Source organism: Janibacter hoylei PVAS-1 (genome assembly GCF_004025845.1).
GTDB classification, from domain to species: domain Bacteria; phylum Actinomycetota; class Actinomycetes; order Actinomycetales; family Dermatophilaceae; genus Janibacter; species Janibacter hoylei.
In genome coordinates, this window is record NZ_PIPF01000002.1 from 123112 (window position 1) to 139603 (window position 16492).

A 16492-nucleotide genomic window follows, 5' to 3' on the forward strand; every position below is an offset into this window, starting at 1 on the left:
CAGCACTAGCCAGTCGAGGAGCAACGATGACCATCGTCGTGGGGTACGTGTCCACCAAGGAGGGCGAAGCCGCCCTGGAGCGAGCCTTCGAGGAGTGCCGTCTGCGCAAGGACAAGCTCGTCGTCATCCACTCCGACCGCGGTGGCGCCGGACTGAGCGGCGACAGCGCCCGCAAGAACGAAGAGGACCTCAAGCAGGTCCGCAGCCGCCTCGACGAGGCCGGTGTCGAGGGCGAGGTGCGGGGGCTCGTCCGCGGCAAGGAGCCGGCCGAGGACCTCATCGTCGTCGCCGAGGAGACCGGCGCCAGCCTGATCATCATCGGACTGCGCAAGCGCACGCCGGTCGGCAAGCTCATCCTCGGCTCCAACGCGCAGCGAGTGCTGCTCGACGCGCCCTGCGACGTGCTCGCCGTCAAGGCGCGCTGAGACACGGACACCGATCAGCGGGCACCCCGACGGGGTGCCCGCTGACGCGTTGACGCAGACCTCGTTTTATAATGGTGATGAGCCCAGCGCACAGCGACCGGGCGAGTCGGGTCGACGGGGTCACACGCCACCCCCCTTCGATGCCGGCGGAATCCCCCGTGACGAAAGGTTGTTGGTGACTGCTGTGTCCCCACGGTCGGACGAGGCGCAGGACTCCCTCCCCAAGGAGTTTTCGCACCCATCGCTCCAGGAACTGGTCCGTGTGGGCCACACGACCGGATCCATCACCAGCGACCAGCTCCAGGCCGCTTTCACCGACGCGAAGGTCAGCCCGAGCCGGGGCAGGGTCGTGCTGCGCGCGCTCGGTGACCAAGGAATCGAGGTTCAGGTGCCACCGTCCACCCCCGCCAAGAAGACTGCGGCGAAGAAGACCACCGCGAAGAAGGCCGCGACCAAGAAGGCCGCCGCCCCCGCGAAGAAGGCTGCCGCCACCAAGACCGCCGCTGCCACGAAGAAGGCTGCGGCGCCGGCGAAGAAGACCGCCGCCAAGAAGGCGACCGCCACCAAGGCTGCTGCCGCTGCTGCGGCCGAGCCGGTCAAGAAGGCTGCGCCGGCCAAGACGGCCGCCGCGAAGAAGGCCGCCGCCAAGAAGGCCGCGGCCAACCCGACGACGACGACCGCCGAAGAGCCGGAGCCCGGTGAGGACGACGTCCTCCACGAGGACCCCAAGGCGGCGAAGAAGCCCGAGCAGGAGCCGGACGAGAAGTCTGGCTTCACGATCAGCAACGACGACGAGGACGACGCGCCCGCCCAGCAGGTCGTGACGGCCGGCGCCACCGCCGATCCGGTCAAGGACTACCTCAAGCAGATCGGCAAGGTCGCACTCCTCAACGCCGAGCAGGAGGTCGAGCTCGCCAAGCGCATCGAGGCCGGCCTCTTCGCCGAGGAAAAGCTCGCCTCGGGCGAGAAGATCGAGATGAAGTTCAAGCGTGAGCTGTGGTGGATCGCCCAGGACGGCAAGAACGCCAAGAACCACCTGCTCGAGGCCAACCTGCGCCTCGTCGTCTCGCTCGCCAAGCGCTACACCGGTCGCGGCATGCTCTTCCTCGACCTCATCCAGGAGGGCAACCTCGGCCTGATCCGTGCGGTCGAGAAGTTTGACTACACCAAGGGCTACAAGTTCTCGACCTACGCAACGTGGTGGATCCGCCAGGCGATCACCCGTGCCATGGCCGACCAGGCCCGCACCATCCGCATCCCGGTGCACATGGTCGAGGTCATCAACAAGCTCGCTCGTGTGCAGCGGCAGATGCTCCAGGACCTGGGCCGCGAGCCCACGCCGGAGGAGCTGGCCAAGGAGCTGGACATGACGCCCGAAAAGGTCGTCGAGGTCCAGAAGTACGGTCGCGAGCCGATCTCCCTGCACACCCCGCTCGGCGAGGACGGCGACTCCGAGTTCGGTGACCTCATCGAGGACTCCGAGGCGGTCGTGCCGGCGGACGCCGTGAGCTTCACGCTCCTGCAGGAGCAGCTGCACTCCGTGCTCGACACGCTCAGCGAGCGCGAGGCGGGCGTGGTCTCGATGCGCTTCGGCCTGACCGACGGCCAGCCGAAGACGCTCGACGAGATCGGCAAGGTGTACGGCGTGACGCGCGAGCGCATCCGTCAGATCGAGTCCAAGACGATGAGCAAGCTGCGTCACCCGAGCCGCTCGCAGGTCCTGCGCGACTACCTCGACTGAGATTCACAGTCAGTCGGTGGCTGAGGCCCGGTTTCATGGGCTTTTCGTGCCTGACGGGAGACACGCTAGCACCGCACAGCGCATGTAGTCGAGATATCGACCTAGAATGGCTGCATGAGCGTGTCCCCGTCGGTCATCGAGCTGCAGGCCCTGGCGCAATCTTGGGCCCTGTCGCTGCGCGCTGACCGTAAGAGCCCGCAGACCCTCAAGGCGTACGGCGACGGCGTGCGGTTCTACCTCGCGTGGTGCCTCGAACAGGACGCCGAGCCGCTGCAACGCGCCTCGATCCGCGCGTGGGTGACCGACCTGCTCGACTCCGGCGCGGCCGCCTCGACGGCGCGCAGCCGGCAGCTGGCGGTGCGCCGGTTCTCCGCGTGGCTCGAGGACGAAGGGGAGATCGCCGCCGACCCCTTCCTGGGAGTCAAGGCGCCCAAGCTCGACCAGACGGTCGTCGAGCCTCTGACTGAGGACGAGCTGCGTGCGCTGCTCAAGGCGTGCTTGCCGGCGAAGGGGTCGACCCGTGCCGAGGCGATGCGCGACCGGCGCGACGAGGCGATCATCCGCCTGATGCTCGAGACCGGAGCCCGTGCGGGGGAAGTCGTCGCCATGTCGCTGGCCGACGTGGACCCGCAGACCTCGACGGCGATCATCCGGCGCGGCAAGGGCGGCAAGGGTCGGGTCATTCCGCTGAGCGCCAACGCGGTGATGGCGATCGACCGCTACCTGCGCCACCGACGAGAGCACCGCCTGGCCGAGTCCGAGCACCTGTGGCTGGGGGATCGGGGCAAGCAGTTCCGCTACGACGGGCTGCACAAGTCGCTGAAGATGCGCGCCGAGCGGGCCGGGATCGACCGATTCCACCCGCACATGCTGCGCCACACCGCCGCGCACCGCTGGCTGGCTGCCGGCGGGTCAGAGTCCGGTCTCATGGCCGTGGCCGGCTGGACCCGCCCCGACATGCTCATGCGCTACACGAAGGCGCAGGCGTCGGCACGCGCTGCCGAAGAGGCCAAGCGGCTGAACCTGGGGGAGTTGTGAGCGCAGCGAAAATCCAAGAGTCTGACAATTTTGAGGTGCGCCGGCGGGAGCAGAACGATCACATCCGTGCCTTGCTCGCGGCTCTCGACGCCGGTGCCCGTGCTCGACGACGCCGGTTCACGGCGGTGGAGTTCACATGCGCCGGATGCCACGAGGCAGTGTTTGAGGTAGTCAACCTGACGCCTTACAGAGTGCTGAGGGCGCGTGCCAGGGCCTCTGATCTGGTGCCTGAGGGGACGCCGACGATCGCGCAGGTTACGGCGGCGTCGGATGCCGTCGGACTCTCCGGTGCGGAGAGGGGGACCTTGATGTACGAGGCATTCAGTCCACAGGGTGGCAGTCGGAGCCACCGCCGCGGCGAACGCGTGTTCTTCCCGCTCGCGTGGCCGCGACCTGCCAGTGAGGACGGCGGTGATGCCGTCGTTACGAGCATCTGCAGGTGCCAGTCGCACGAGATGTCGCTGAGCCATGTTTATGACGCGTTGGAGGGACGGCAGGCACGGGTGATCCTGCCCGGTCCGCGGCCTCGACACGCCTGACAATCAGCGACGTAGAGAATCGCGCAGAACACCGTATGATGTCCTCGGGACCCGAGTAAGTCGGGCCTCATAGAACGTCAGGTGGCAGAGGCCGCGAACGCTGACACGAGCACGACGGCAGTCAGTCAGACCCTGAAGAGGGTGACTGACCCATGCCCGCCTCTACCCCCGCCGAGCGCGCATTGCTCTCGAGCATCGCCGCCCACACCAGTTGGGCCAACACCGAAGACCGTTCCGCCCGCACCGCCCCCGCGCGCCGGGCCCTCGATGCGAAGTTCCTCGAGCAGGCCGGGGGAGACCCTAAGCGCGCGGAGCACCTCCGCAAGGCGCACTTTCAGCGACTGGCCCTGAAGTCGGCGCAGTCTCGTCGCCGCGCCCGTGAGGCGACCGAGGCCGCCCGTTCCGCCGAGGCTGAGCTCGAGGCCCTGGGCGGTGCCCATGCCTGAGCGGACAGAAGTGCGCCCCCCGGCCGGCGAAACCGAGGGGCAGAAGACCACACGGGCGACGCGTTGTCTTGACGTCAAGATTACCGCCGACCTGGCCGCCCGCGCACGCAGGCACGACCACGGCGTGCTCGTGCTGGCAGAGCGTCGGGACGGCATCGTCACTTCGCAGGTGTTCGCTGACCTGGCCGCGGCTGAGCGCAAGGTCTGGCGCACGCGTGAGCGTGGCCTGTCGGCGTCGCTGCAGCTCGTGCGGCTGGTGCCTGTGGTGCATCTCGACCTCGACGGGCTGGGCGGTGACGGCCGATGACGACGCCGAGGAACGTCCTCGAGGAGTGGCCGCCGTCGCGTTGGGACGACTACTGCACCGGCTGGTCTGCCGGCTACCTCGAGGGACTCGACCGCGGCCGTGCACTGGCCGACGCCGAGGCCGCTGCTCGTCACCGCGCGGCTGCTGACGTGGTGCTGGCGATGACCCGCACGCCCGAGGTCGACCGGGCCGAGTCTGCTGCTCGTCGTGCGCGGATCGACGCCCGGTTTGCGGCTAAGGGCGGTGCCTGATGGAGAGCATCGACGCTGACCGTTTCGACGAGCTGGGCCGCGAGACGTCCGGTTCTGGTGAGCAGCACTCTGGGCAGGTGCGCATGGCGTACCGGCTGGCCGGGTCACACCGTGACCGGCTGCTGTACGTGCACGGCATTGGCTGGCACGTCTACGACGGCACGCGCTGGTGTGAGGACGACAAGGGAGCAGCGCCGCGGGCGGTGCTCGAGGTGCTGCGTGATGCCCTGGCCGAGTCCGTCGGTGACAAGCAGCTGCGGGCCGACGTCGCCAAGTGCGAGAGCAAGGCCGGCGTAGAGGGCGTGTTGGGCATCGCTGCCGCCCTGGTGGAGTTCGCCGCGACGGTCGACGACCTCGACGCCGACCCGTACCTGCTCAACGTCGCCAACGGCACGTTGGACCTGCGCACGATGCACCTGCAGGCCCATGACCCGGCCGACCGGCTCACGCGCATCACGGTGGGCGCGTACTGGCCCGACGTCGACCCCGGCGAGTGGGGCACGTTCCTCGCGTCGGTGCTGCCCGATGCGGACGAGCGCGCGTATCTGCAGCGGGTGATTGGTCAGGCCCTGTACGGGCGCGTGACTGAGCACCTGTTCCCTGTGCTCATCGGTGAGGGTGCCAACGGTAAGGGCACGTTCTACGGGGCTGTTGAGGCCGCGTTGGGCGACTACGCGACCGTCATCGACCCGTCGCTGCTCATGGCGTCTGAGAAGGGCCGTGCGCCCGGTCCTGAGTTGATGGAGCTGCTCGGCACGCGTCTGGTGTTCGGGTCGGAGACAGAAGAGGGCCGCAAGCTCGATGAGCCGACGATGAAGCGGCTGACGGGCGGCGACAAGCTGACCGCGCGCCGGCTGTACCGCGAGCCGGTCACCTGGACCCCTTCGCACCAGATCGTCTATGTGACGAACCACAAGCCGGAGGTCAAGGGCAACGATCCGGCCGTGTGGCGTCGCATCCGCGTGGTGCCATTCGAGGTGGTTGTGCCCGTCGGGCAGCGTGACGGCAAGTTGCCTGAGCGGCTGCTGCTGCACGCTGACGCGATCCTCGCGTGGGCCGTGGCCGGCTACGTCGACTACCGCGAGCACGGCATGTGCGAGCCGGCGACGGTGGTGCAGGCCACGGGCGAGTACCAAGCCGACAGCGACGCGGTGGGCCGGTTTCTGGCCGAGGGCTGCATGGTCGGGCCGGCCTCAACCTCGACGACCCGCGAGCTGTTCACCGCTTGGCAGCGGTGGGCGGTCGCGGACGGTGCGGAGGTCATCACCGAGAAGGCGTTCGGCAAGGAGTTGGACCGACGCGGCTACCCGGCCAAGAAGACGAAGCGGGGCATGACGCGTACCGGATTGGCCCCGTTCGCGGCTGACGACCTGGCCGGGGGTGAAGGGTGGTGAAGGGTTTCCCCAACTTTCCCCGCGTAGGGGACATAGAAAAAGTGCGGGAAACCCTGCACCACCCTGCACCTTCCCCCATTTTCCGGGGATCTTGCGCCTACGCCGGGTGCGACCTCGAGGCCCGACCCGAGCGGGTCATGTGCCCGATGCACTTCACGCACGAGCCGTCCGTGAAGACACCCGACCCACCACCGTCCTGCCCCCGTCACGGGCACGACCTGGCCCCGGATCGGTGCTCGACCTGCGAAGACCTGACGACCAAGGAGAGGGGCGCGTGATGCGAGAGAAGGACGAGGCGACCGCCTGGAGGTTTGACTACCTCACGCCCTACGGGTGGCACCCGTGGTCTGAAATCTCCATGCACACGCTCAAGGAGCATGGCGGCTACGAGCACGGCTGGTACGCGCGTGCCCGCGCAGAGTGTTTGGTCTACAACCACACGCCCCCCGCCGCGGGCTGCTCGTGTGGGTACTACGCCGTCACCGAGATGTCAGACCAACTGGCGCAGCAGCTCGATTGGCTGGACGCTGAGCGCAGCCTGGCGATGGAGAACACTGGCGTTCGCCCGGACTGGTTCGTCATCACCTTGTCGCGTGTGACGATCACCAACTGGCGCCACTGCCCCAAGCGGAGCTCCTGGTCTCCCGGCGATGACCCGCCGGGCACCATCCGGGGGCAGCGGATGCGATACGAGCGCATCCTGGTGGACCGCGAATGGCCCTCGAGCACGGTCCCGAAGGACCCGAACCTCCAGAGGATCGGGTTCCCCACGCCCGAGTACGTGCCGAACCTCGCCGAGTACGTCCGCGAGCAGGGCCGCGCGGAGATCGACGCAGTCCTCGACGACTACCTCGAAGGGCGATCGTGAGCGCCCGCGACGCCCTAGACCGGGCCCTGCTCGACCTGGCAGCCGACGGCCGGCGACCCCGCTGCGCCGAGCCGGCAGACCACGCGTGGTGGACGAGCGAGGACCACGACGAGCGAGCCCGAGCTGCTCGGCTGTGCCGAGGCTGCCCGGTCCTGCGCCTGTGTGCCGAGTCAGCCGAGGACGAGGGCGAGCTGTTCGTCTGGGCCGGCGTCGACCACGGCACCCGACCGATTAAGAAGACCGCAACGAAGGAGACGCGATGACCGCACGCAACACACACCCGCTCCGTCGGTGCCGCGAATGCGGCCGCCGACGTCGAGGTCTCGGCAGCATCTGCGCCGGCTGCGCCAGTCGCCGTATGACCCGGAAGACGGTGACGAGCAAGTGAGCACCAAGGAAAACCGACCCGAGTTCTGCCAGCGGCTGCAGGACGACTTCTCCAACTTCGAGCGCGCCTACTACGCAAGGCGAGGTGTCGAGAGTGGCGTTTACCGACCAATGTTCTATCCGGCAGACGCGCATCCTGTCGGCCCGGCCGTCTCGGAGCGCGACGGGTGGAGAGTGTCGTTCTACACCGGCGCGGGCCGCGTGGGTCGCGCCTACCCGGCTCACGTCAACGTCAGCGGGCCAGACACGCCGGACTTCAGTAGCTACGACCTGGTGAGTCGGCGTTCTGCGACCTGCGACCACGAGTGCTGGCCGATGCCCCACCCACGGTGCGGGTGTGGAGTATGGGCGTCAGCGACGGTCACAGACGCGATCCATCAGCTCCGTGGGGCTCGCCGCCACCCGGGTTGGGAGCGTTGGCGCCTGGACGCCGATGCGCGGTTCATCGTTTACCCGGTCCGGCTCGAGACGGTGCGGACCTCTCGTGACTCGGTCCGTGGCCCCGTCGAGCTCGTCGGGGCGTCCGCGCAGATCACCGGGCCGATCCTGACCGTGCACCCGGGGTGCGCTAACGACTGGATGCTCAAGTATCGAGGGCTCGAGGTCGAGACCGTCGGCGATCACGCGCGGGACCTGATCGCTCACCTCGAGGCGATGGCCGAGGTGAGCCCATGAGTGAGCAGATCGAGCACCGCGAAGGCTGCCGCGGTCCGGAGATCGTCGTCTTCACCGGCTTCGCTGGCGATGAGGTCACGAAGTGTCGCGCCTGTCACCGCTCTGTGATCGCCGGCGGAGCCACGCCCCTTCACCCGCTGGAATACGCCCCGTCCGGCACGCGGCTCGTGTGCCGCGTGCACTACCAACCTGTCCGTCCCAACGGCAGCGGGTGCAAAGCGTGCGCCCTCGAAAACGCGCAACAGCGCAACCGACGAAAGAAGGAACAGCCATGACCACCAACATCGACCGAGACGAGTACGTGCGTCTGCTCGAGCAGCAGAACGACGTGCTGCGAGCCGAGAACGCCGAGCTGCGGCGACTCTCGACCCAGGGCGACACCGACAGCGCGGCCTACCAGCGCGGAGCCAGCCAGGCCCGTGAGCGGTACTCGATGCACCCCGCGGAGTCCGCCACAGGGGAAGGCGTCGATACCGCCCGAGACCGCGCCCGAGCCCGATACGCCAACCGTCCCAAGTTCAGCGACGGCCACGGCACCTACACCACCTACAACTGAGAGAAGGCACCCCAATGAGCACCAAGAAGACCAAGAGCGCCCCCGTCACCGGGGCCGACATCACCGCCCACATCAACGACGTGATCCACGCGCCGGCCACCCGGCTCGAGGAACTCGCCAAGAAGATCACCGCCAAGGTCACCGACCTCGAGACCGCCATCCGGCCGCCCTCGACCGACGCCCTCCTGCAGGAAGTCACCGCCGCCGACGTCGACCTCGACGACCTGGCCGACCGTCTCGCCCAAGTCGTGGAAGAGGCTGCCACTTCACGAGCCCGCAGCGAGCAGAACCGAGCCACCGCCGACGCGTACCGGCAGCAGGCCCGAGCGATCCGGGCACAGGCCGAGGACGCCCGCGCCGACGCCCACCGGGACGTCATCGGCTACCTCGACGAGCAGATGCAAGACGTCGTCGCTGACGTGCGCACGCTGGCCGAGCAGCACCCGCAGCTCATCGGTCTGGCGCAGGTGCAGGCCAACCCCAGCCTGCTCGGTGCGTCGCAGGAGCAGGGCCGAGTGATGGGCGTCTACCGCGCCATCCGGGCAGCCCAGCGCGAGGCGTACAAGCGCGAGCGTCTCTCGCAGGGAGCCGACTGGGTACGCGTCAACGCCCGCTCCGGGCTGCTGCGGGATGCCATCGACCACGAAGCGCACTGGGTCAACGAGCGCCGCGCCATCGGCTCCAGTCGCTCCCGGCTCGCCAGTCACGCCGGCTCGCACCGCAGCACCGCAGCGGCCTGGTACACCGACGTCGACCCGCTGCCCTGGCCCCCGATGCGGCCCTCTGCCGACCACGCAGGGGACGACCTGTGGACGTGGCTCGTGTGGGCCGTCGAGAACGCGCAGCTGTGGGTTCCCACGGTCGACGAGCTCGAGGACGCCGACGCCGACAATCAGCGGATGCTCGACCGTCCGCCCGTCGCACGGCCGCAGGGACGACCGTCTAGCCGGCGCACCGCCTGACCGTCCACCAACGCCGCCTGCGTCTTTCTGGCCGAAAGATTCGCGGACCGCGCTGGCCGAGAGGCGCACCGCAGCCACCCTCACATCGACAGGACGAGCAACGATGGCAAGCGACCCACGACGAGCGAACAGCACCAAGCGCGACCGACTCAAGCGCCGAGTGTGGAGAGAAGAGAACGTCTGCCACCTGTGTGGTCAGTGGGTCGACAAGCGGCTGCCTCGATACCTGCCAGGCTCACCGACCCTCGATGAGCTTGTGCCGATCTCATTCGGTGGTTCACCCTTCGAGCGCGAGAACGTCAGGCTTTGTCATTTTTGGTGCAACCGAGTGCGCGGGACGTCGCCGGTCAGCATGGCGCGCGAGCGACTCACCAACCCACCGCCACGGTTCGGAGCCGACGGACAACGCATCTCGACCGAGCTCGAGCCCGTGTCATCACGGTCGTGGCTGGGGTAGGGGCATGGCCCCTTCCCTCCCCGTGGAGCCGTCTAAGCGCATACGTCGGGCGATATCCCCCCTGAGCCTGAAAAGTTCCGGGGGGACGTTCTCAGGCTCGAATTTGCCGCCTTTGGAGCGGCCGATGGCGCTTGCTCGACGACTTGGGGCGCCAGGTAGAACGGCTACATTCGCACCATGTCTGTGGAGGGTGTCCCTACGACACCGCATGAAGCCATTGAGGCCCTTCGAGCGACTTTCGCCGAACTCGACGAGTGGCGGGCAGTGGTCCGAGCACCCTTGGTGCCCGCGCCGGGGTCACAGCTGTGGCGGGATGATCGCTATATGCCTCGGGCGCCAATGTCCGCTCAGGTGTCCTCGAAGATCGGCGCGTGTGTCGACCACCTGCAGGCATTCAGGGTGTTGTGCGACGCCGAGAGTTTTCACTCTTCGGCGACGTACAACCTCACGCGGACGGCGCTCCTTACCGCAAGTGAGGCGTACTGGGTTCTGGGACCAGAAGATGCGCGGGTGCGCATCCGACGCGGCCTTTGGCTGTCCGACTTTGATGACAGCGAGCAGCTGAACTATCTGATGCAGGTGGCAAAGATCCCGCAGTCGTACAAGAGACGAGTTGCCACCGCTGCGCTGGCTGTGAAGGTGCGTCGAGCCGGCATCAAGGTGTACGCCGGGGCGCTGCCGGGCCCTGGGCCGACCACGAATTTGGACGTTATTCGATGGTCTGCCACCGATCTGCAGCCCGGCCTGCCGCATTGGGCGGAGCAGGCTGCAGAACAATGGCGCGTCGGCAGCGGCCACGCGCACGGATGGACATACGCGGCGCTAACCGGTGCGCAACCAGCGGCAGGTGCCGGGCGTATCGGCGTAGTTCGAGATATTCAGGTCGGAGGAAACCCTGTGCTCGCCTGGCAGCGGTACTACGTGCCGTTCGTGACCTTGCAGGCGGTGTTGCGCCGATGGCGAGAGTTGGCCGCTGCTCCCGCCTGATGCGAGGCGCCGACCTGGGGTGTCGGCGCGGCTCGCTACCGTCGGGGCATGGGACGAGACGACGCACTGAGCCGATGGTGGTCCGACCTGACGACCGAGCAGCAGGCGACCGCGCGAGCGATGCGCGCGGGCGACTCGATGCCGAGCTACATGCTGCGGACCCTGACCCATGCAGGCATCCCGCAGGCTGCCGCTTGGTGGCCCGCGAGCGAGTCAGGTCCGACGTTCACCGTGCCTGAAGAGGTTGTCAGGTTCGTTGCAGAGCAGCGGTAGCCGCCGCAGGTGATGCACCTGCATCACCTGCGCCCCCACCCCCACGCGCGGACGCGAGTGCGCGTCTCCGACTGGGGAATTTCCCCAGGTCGTCCCCACGCGCGTGCGCGAGAGAGGTACTTGCAACGGATCAGACGGAGTACTCGGCCCTCTCAAGCAGATGTGTGGTCGTGCAAGGCGCGGGCCCTACGGGCAGGGCTGTGGCGAAACCCCCCCCAAAGAAGCCGACTCCGCGTTGTTTCCGCCCACGCCCTCTAGCCCGCCCTCGATTCGAGAGCGAGCTGTAGTCAGACCCGACGACGGCCGTGCACTGCCATGCCGTCGGGCGACGCGTGCCGGCTCACGCGTCTGGGAGTCATCGCCGGGCGGTGCTCGAGTTGGTTCGGGGGTCCGCGTGTAGTGCGGACCCCAGGTGTCTCCACACTGTGGAGACCCCTAGCGCGGCTGAGTCGCTGTTGAGCGCCGCGCGAGGCCGGGTGGCCCTGGCAGGCACACGGGCTGGCTCATTCGCAGTGTTGCGATTGAGAGACCGTGCGCGAGCCGGAGTGACCCGACGAAGGGGGCGGGTCTAGTCGAGACCTCGATACACGCGCGTGTTCGCGCAACGCCCGCAGACGCGGGTGTGCGAGGGTCGGGCGTCGTCGTCGCGGAAGTGCAGGCGTCGGCTCAGCTTCCCGCTCCACCGACCGCAGAGCGCGCGCACCGAAATGCCGTAGGCGAACGCCATTTCGGTGTCCTCACGGTGATAGACGTGCAGGATGACCGGGGTGTCATCGCTGCTGACACCCTTCGTCGATGGGCGGGTCTGCCGATCTGGCACACCCTTCGTCCGGGCGCTCACTTTGCGGCCTCGATGCGGTCGGCCAGCATGGTGAGGTAGCCGGCGAGCTGCCGAGCCTCGTGGGCGCGGAGGAAGACCTCGCCGTCGGGGACCGAAAGGGCGACGTGTGGCGCGTCGTCCGCAGACCCGGGGTAGCGGAGGCTCTCGTGGAACATCGCGGTGAGCGTCGCGCCGGGGACGATCACGGAGCCGGCCTTGTCCTCTGCGGGGAAGAACCAGTCTCGGGATGCGCCTCCCGTCGCCGGGGTGTAGCGGGCAAAGCTGGCGTGCTCGCCGACGCATTCGCCCGTGCGGCACTCCTCGCACCACGGCTGGGGCGTGAAGTCCGAGTCACTCCCTGCAGGAGCGGGTGCGTCCGTACCAGTGCCACCGTTCGTCTGGTCGCTCATCGGGTCACCTCGAGGAACCAGGCGACCGTCACGACGACGAGCGAGCCGAAAAGGCCGATGGTCTGGGAAGCGGCAACGGCCGCGGGTAGGGTGAAGTCCACGTTCAGCACCTCCATGCTGTCCGTCTGGCCCTCGGTAGTTTCCGCTACGCGGGGGCCGCCCCGTTAGTCGGGGATATTTCGCACTACAGCGCTTGAAACCGAGTGGCGATCTGCCGCCAAACCCGCCGTGTCGCACAGTGCTGAGGTCGTCCCTAGTGCGCGACTACCTCGACTGATCGACGTCGACGCGCCCACGTGGCGCGTGACACCACGAGCCCCGGCTCCGCACGAGTGCGACACTCCTGCGGAGCCGGGGCTGATGTGCGTCACCCCATCGTGCGGCGGGTGGGCCGGCGCCGGACGACGGGGGAGTCAGCGCCGGGAGAGTTGGGCGAAGGGGGAGTCAGCGCTGGGGGAGGCGACGCAGGATCGCCCGGCCCAGGGACCGCCAGGCGTCGACCCCCTCCTGGGGCCACAGCAGCGAGCGTGCCCGGGGCAGACCCTGACGGGTCGAGCGCACCCGGTGCACGACGGCCGTGACCTGGGCGCTGATGTCCGGCAGGTCGGCGCCGGGCGCGCCGTAGCGGGCGCGCTCGAGCGTCGCGACGACCTCGTCGAGCTGTCCCTGCAGCGGCGCGTCCAGGTGCATGCGATGACCGATCCACGCGCCGGCCTGACGCGGGGTGGAGCCGACGGGCGGCCGGATGCCGAGGTCGTCGAGCTGGGCGACGAGCTCCTGCCACTCACGCTCGACCCGCTGGGCGTCGTCGGCCGCCGTACGTCGGCGGCGTCGTCGGGCCAGGACCGCGGTCACCGGCATGATCGCCGCGAGGGCCAGCACGGCGACGAGGCCGACGAGCCACCACAGCCACCGAGGGGTGCCCGTGTCCGCACCGGCCTGGGGGTCGACGGCGGTGGCATCCTCCACCTCGGAGCTCGTCGTGGAGGTCGACGTCGACGAGTCGGAGGTGCTCGTCCCGGTCTCGTCGGTGTCCGTCGAGTCGGAGCTGGCGATGCTGTAGCCCGGGACGCTGGCCGCCCGCTGGCCCGGCGTCGGCTCGAAGCGCACCCAGCCGACGCCTTCGAAGTACAGCTCGGGCCAGGCGTGGGCGTCGCTGGCGCGGACCACGCGCGCGCGGCCGTCCGGGCTCGACCCGGGCAGGAAGCCGACGACCACCCGCGCGGGGATCCCGCGGGCCCGGGCCAGCAGGGTCATCGTCGCGGCGAACTGCTGGCAGTAGCCGACTCCGGTCTCGAGGAAGTGCACGATCGGGTCGCGGCCCTCGGGCATCGCCGGCAGGTCGAGGCTGTAGCTGTAGGAGGCACTGCGCAGGTGCTCCTGGATCGCCTGGGCCGCCTCGAGGGGCGTGGCGTCGACCGGGGCGAGCGACTCGGCCAGCTCGGTGATCTCGACGGCCGACCCGGGGTCGAGGGAGACGTAGGCGTCCCGGTAGGCGGTGGTGTCGACGACCTCGGTCTGGCCGTCGTCGCGCAGCACCGAGTCGGCGAGGTCCTCCTCCTGGGGGTCGAGCTCGATGAAGGAGGCGGAGTAGGTCCCGGGCGTGCGCTGCACCCGAGCCGTCCCGTCAGCGCCGACCGACCAGGCGATGCCCCCGAGGTCGGCCGAACGGGTGAGCCACGGCAGCGGCAGCTGCGGCGCCGCGACGCCGTTGTCCTCGACGAGGATCGTCCGCTGCTCCCGGTCGACCGACTCGGGGACGGTGCGCACCGGGTCCCTCGGGGTGAAGCCCTCGCGGGGCTCGAGAGCCCGCGAGCGCATCTGGCCGAAGCCGTCGGTGAAGTCCTCGACGACCGCGACGCGCAGCGGCTGCGGGGTCGGGTCGTCGGTCGTGTAGCGCATGACCGGGGTCTGGCTCGGCGACTCGAGACTGCGTCGCAGGTCGAGCTCGGTCGAGAGCCGGATGCCCGTGCCCGCTCCCGCTCCATCTCCTCGGCCGAGACCGTCGAGCACGTAGCGGGTCGGCAGGTGCGGGACGAAGCCCGCGGCCACCATCGCCGCGACGACCGCCACGGCACCCACCCCGGCTGCCTGCCAGCGGTGCGAGCGGGCGGCGACCCCGTCGCCGTCGCCATCGGCCATCAGGGGGATCGACGTGGTCCACCCGCGCAGGTCGACGTCGGACTGGTGCGCGACCATCGCCAGCCACAGCGCGGCGGCGACGACGAACCACACCCAGTGGAGGGACCCGCCGGAGTTGGCCGCCGAGACGAGGAAGAGCGAGAGCAGGGGCAGCCCGGCCACAGCCGGGCTGGCCGCAGCCGTGCTCGCGAGGTCGACGGCGAGGGCGACGACGACGACGATGATGACGAGGCAGACGACGATGCCGGGGGTGGCCGGCGCCGGTGCAGCGTAGGTCGTGATCGTGTGGTGCGCCTGCTCGAGGTGCCCCACGAGCGCAGTCCACGTCTGCGGGGTGGGGACGACGACGAAGCGCGTGGTGTCGCCGAGCTGGGAGACGAGCACGTACAGCCCGGCGACGAGGGTCTGGCCGAGGACGATGACGCCCGAGCTCATGGTGAGGCTGCGCAGGAGCATGCCGGCGGCCGCGACGACGATGACGCCGAGCACCGCGGGCACGACCCAGGGCGGGGTGTCGAAGAGCCGCACGAGGGGCAGGGTGACGGCGGTGGTCGCCGCGGCGGAGAGCAGGCCGGCGACGATCCGCGCCTCGCCCCTCACCGGATCGCTCCCATGCCGACCGTGGCGCGTGCCCACACCTCGGGCAGCGAGGCCCCTGGCGAGACGACCTGGGCCCGCCACCCGCCGAGCGCGAGCTGCTGGGCGGTGGCCCCGGCGGGCCCCCCTTCGTCCTGACCGTGGGCGAAGCCGCCGCGATCGATGACCAGGGCGATCCCGTGCCGGGAGCGGCCCGTGCACATCGCGGCGACGTCGTCGTCGAGGGCGCCCACGACGACGACGACGAGGCCGCCACCGTGGTGGGCGAACTCGTCGAGGGCCTCGACGATCCCGCTCGGAGAGGTCGTCTCGTGGGGCTGGACCGCTGCGAGCTCGTCGAGGGCGTGGTCGATGCCCTGCACGGGTAGCACCGTGCCGGAGGTGTCGGAGGTGAGGCACAGGTGCACCTCGAAGCGCTCTCGCAGGAGCAGGGTGGCGACGGACGCCACCGCGGTCACCGACCACTCGAATGAACCGCCGTCGCCCGTGCCGGCGTGCACGGCGGCCCGGTCGTCGAGGAGCACGAGCACTCGCCGCCTCGTGGGCTGCTCGTCCTGGCGGACCATCGTCTCGCCGGTGCGCGCCGTCGAGCGCCAGTGGATGCGGCGCAGGTCGTCGCCCATGCGGTACTCGCGCACAGCGACGTCGTCCTCACCGTGCAGGGCGATCCTCGGGGAGGTCGTCGTCTCGCCACCGCTGCCCGCGGCGACACCGCGCACCGGGGAGAGGGGCACGACGCGGGGCAGCACGACGAGGGTCGCCTCGCCGGGGACCGTCACCCCCCGCGTCGCCAGGCCGAAGGGGTCGTCCACACGCAGCGTGAGCGGTCCGATGCGGTGGTGGCCGCGCACGTGCGACCGCACGCGGTAGGTCAGCTGGCGGGACTCGCCGCCGTCGAGCCGCGGGACGAGCAGGTGTGGCCGGTCACCGAGCGCATAGGCGAGCCCCTCCTCGCCGCGCAGCAGCGGGGTCGGCAGCCGGCCGTCGTTGCGCACCCGCACGGTCACGTCGGCGTGGGCGTCCGTCGTCACCCGGGTGGGGTGGACGACCCGGGTGATGTCGAGGTCGAGCTCGCGTCGCGAGAGGAGCACGGCGAGCCCCGGCAGGAGCACGAGCAGCAGCCCGATCTTCGTCAGGTCGTGCAGACCCAGGACGAGACCGGTGGCGACGACGAGAGCCCCCGCGCCGACGAAGAGGCGCCCCCGGAGCGTCACCTG

General features: G+C 69.4%; 20 protein-coding genes. 16 read left to right on the top strand and 4 right to left on the bottom strand.

The window, feature by feature from the left end:
* Positions 1-26: 26 nt before the first annotated feature.
* The 16 genes from CWN80_RS02845 (at position 27) to CWN80_RS02915 (ending at position 11306) form a co-directional block, all read left to right on the top strand.
* Complete coding sequence (locus tag CWN80_RS02845) at positions 27-425, top strand: universal stress protein (RefSeq protein ID WP_007925340.1); 399 nt, start codon at positions 27-29, stop codon at positions 423-425.
* Between the two features lie 175 nt (positions 426-600).
* The gene (locus CWN80_RS02850; RefSeq protein WP_083853624.1) at positions 601-2166 is read left to right on the top strand and encodes an RNA polymerase sigma factor; all 1566 of its coding nucleotides are present in this window, start codon (positions 601-603) and stop codon (positions 2164-2166) included.
* Positions 2167-2280: 114 nt separating this feature from the next.
* Complete coding sequence (locus tag CWN80_RS02855; RefSeq protein ID WP_007925338.1) at positions 2281-3204, top strand: tyrosine-type recombinase/integrase; 924 nt, start codon at positions 2281-2283, stop codon at positions 3202-3204.
* 35 nt (positions 3205-3239) lie between these two features.
* Positions 3240-3743: a hypothetical protein gene (locus tag CWN80_RS02860; protein ID WP_128276847.1), complete on the top strand. Its 504-nt coding sequence runs from the start codon at positions 3240-3242 to the stop codon at positions 3741-3743.
* Positions 3744-3895: 152 nt separating this feature from the next.
* On the top strand, positions 3896-4189 hold the full coding sequence (locus CWN80_RS02865) for a hypothetical protein (protein ID WP_007925337.1): 294 nt from the start codon (positions 3896-3898) through the stop codon (positions 4187-4189).
* Positions 4182-4496 carry a hypothetical protein gene (locus CWN80_RS02870; RefSeq protein ID WP_128276848.1) on the top strand — a complete coding sequence of 105 codons (315 nt, stop codon included), beginning with the start codon at positions 4182-4184 and terminating at the stop codon, positions 4494-4496. Before CWN80_RS02865 ends, CWN80_RS02870 begins: the two co-directional genes overlap by 8 nt.
* Positions 4493-4747, top strand: a complete 255-nt coding sequence (locus tag CWN80_RS02875) for a hypothetical protein (protein WP_007925330.1) — start codon at positions 4493-4495, stop codon at positions 4745-4747. Before CWN80_RS02870 ends, CWN80_RS02875 begins: the two co-directional genes overlap by 4 nt.
* Positions 4747-6141, top strand: coding sequence for a DNA primase family protein (locus CWN80_RS02880; RefSeq protein WP_007925327.1), 1395 nt, complete (start codon positions 4747-4749; stop codon positions 6139-6141). The genes CWN80_RS02875 and CWN80_RS02880 overlap by 1 nt, the downstream gene beginning before the upstream one ends.
* A gap of 274 nt (positions 6142-6415) precedes the next feature.
* On the top strand, positions 6416-7009 hold the full coding sequence (locus tag CWN80_RS15305; RefSeq protein ID WP_157986898.1) for a hypothetical protein: 594 nt from the start codon (positions 6416-6418) through the stop codon (positions 7007-7009).
* Positions 7006-7272 (top strand): WhiB family transcriptional regulator, encoded by a 267-nt coding sequence (locus tag CWN80_RS15310; RefSeq protein ID WP_007925324.1) that lies wholly within the window; start codon positions 7006-7008, stop codon positions 7270-7272. Before CWN80_RS15305 ends, CWN80_RS15310 begins: the two co-directional genes overlap by 4 nt.
* A gap of 121 nt (positions 7273-7393) precedes the next feature.
* Positions 7394-8071: a hypothetical protein gene (locus tag CWN80_RS02890; RefSeq protein ID WP_007925321.1), complete on the top strand. Its 678-nt coding sequence runs from the start codon at positions 7394-7396 to the stop codon at positions 8069-8071.
* Positions 8068-8346 carry a hypothetical protein gene (locus tag CWN80_RS02895; protein ID WP_128276849.1) on the top strand — a complete coding sequence of 93 codons (279 nt, stop codon included), beginning with the start codon at positions 8068-8070 and terminating at the stop codon, positions 8344-8346. Before CWN80_RS02890 ends, CWN80_RS02895 begins: the two co-directional genes overlap by 4 nt.
* Positions 8343-8627 carry a hypothetical protein gene (locus tag CWN80_RS02900; protein ID WP_007925319.1) on the top strand — a complete coding sequence of 95 codons (285 nt, stop codon included), beginning with the start codon at positions 8343-8345 and terminating at the stop codon, positions 8625-8627. The genes CWN80_RS02895 and CWN80_RS02900 overlap by 4 nt, the downstream gene beginning before the upstream one ends.
* A 14-nt stretch (positions 8628-8641) precedes the next feature.
* Positions 8642-9589, top strand: coding sequence for a hypothetical protein (locus CWN80_RS02905; protein ID WP_007925313.1), 948 nt, complete (start codon positions 8642-8644; stop codon positions 9587-9589).
* Between the two features lie 808 nt (positions 9590-10397).
* Positions 10398-11033 carry a hypothetical protein gene (locus CWN80_RS02910; protein WP_128276850.1) on the top strand — a complete coding sequence of 212 codons (636 nt, stop codon included), beginning with the start codon at positions 10398-10400 and terminating at the stop codon, positions 11031-11033.
* 48 nt (positions 11034-11081) lie between these two features.
* Positions 11082-11306 carry a hypothetical protein gene (locus CWN80_RS02915; RefSeq protein ID WP_007925309.1) on the top strand — a complete coding sequence of 75 codons (225 nt, stop codon included), beginning with the start codon at positions 11082-11084 and terminating at the stop codon, positions 11304-11306.
* 568 nt (positions 11307-11874) lie between these two features.
* Here the strand turns inward: CWN80_RS02915 and CWN80_RS02920 are convergent.
* The 4 genes from CWN80_RS02920 to CWN80_RS02935 all read right to left on the bottom strand — a co-directional run bounded on the left by CWN80_RS02920 (position 11875) and on the right by CWN80_RS02935 (position 16489).
* Complete coding sequence (locus CWN80_RS02920; RefSeq protein WP_007925307.1) at positions 11875-12147, bottom strand: hypothetical protein; 273 nt, start codon at positions 12145-12147, stop codon at positions 11875-11877.
* Positions 12144-12536, bottom strand: a complete 393-nt coding sequence (locus CWN80_RS02925; RefSeq protein WP_128276851.1) for a hypothetical protein — start codon at positions 12534-12536, stop codon at positions 12144-12146. Before CWN80_RS02925 ends, CWN80_RS02920 begins: the two co-directional genes overlap by 4 nt.
* A gap of 444 nt (positions 12537-12980) precedes the next feature.
* Positions 12981-15278, bottom strand: coding sequence for a transglutaminase TgpA family protein (locus CWN80_RS02930; RefSeq protein WP_128276852.1), 2298 nt, complete (start codon positions 15276-15278; stop codon positions 12981-12983).
* Positions 15275-16489, bottom strand: coding sequence for a DUF58 domain-containing protein (locus tag CWN80_RS02935; RefSeq protein WP_128276853.1), 1215 nt, complete (start codon positions 16487-16489; stop codon positions 15275-15277). Before CWN80_RS02935 ends, CWN80_RS02930 begins: the two co-directional genes overlap by 4 nt.
* Between the last annotated feature and the right edge of the window lie 3 nt (positions 16490-16492).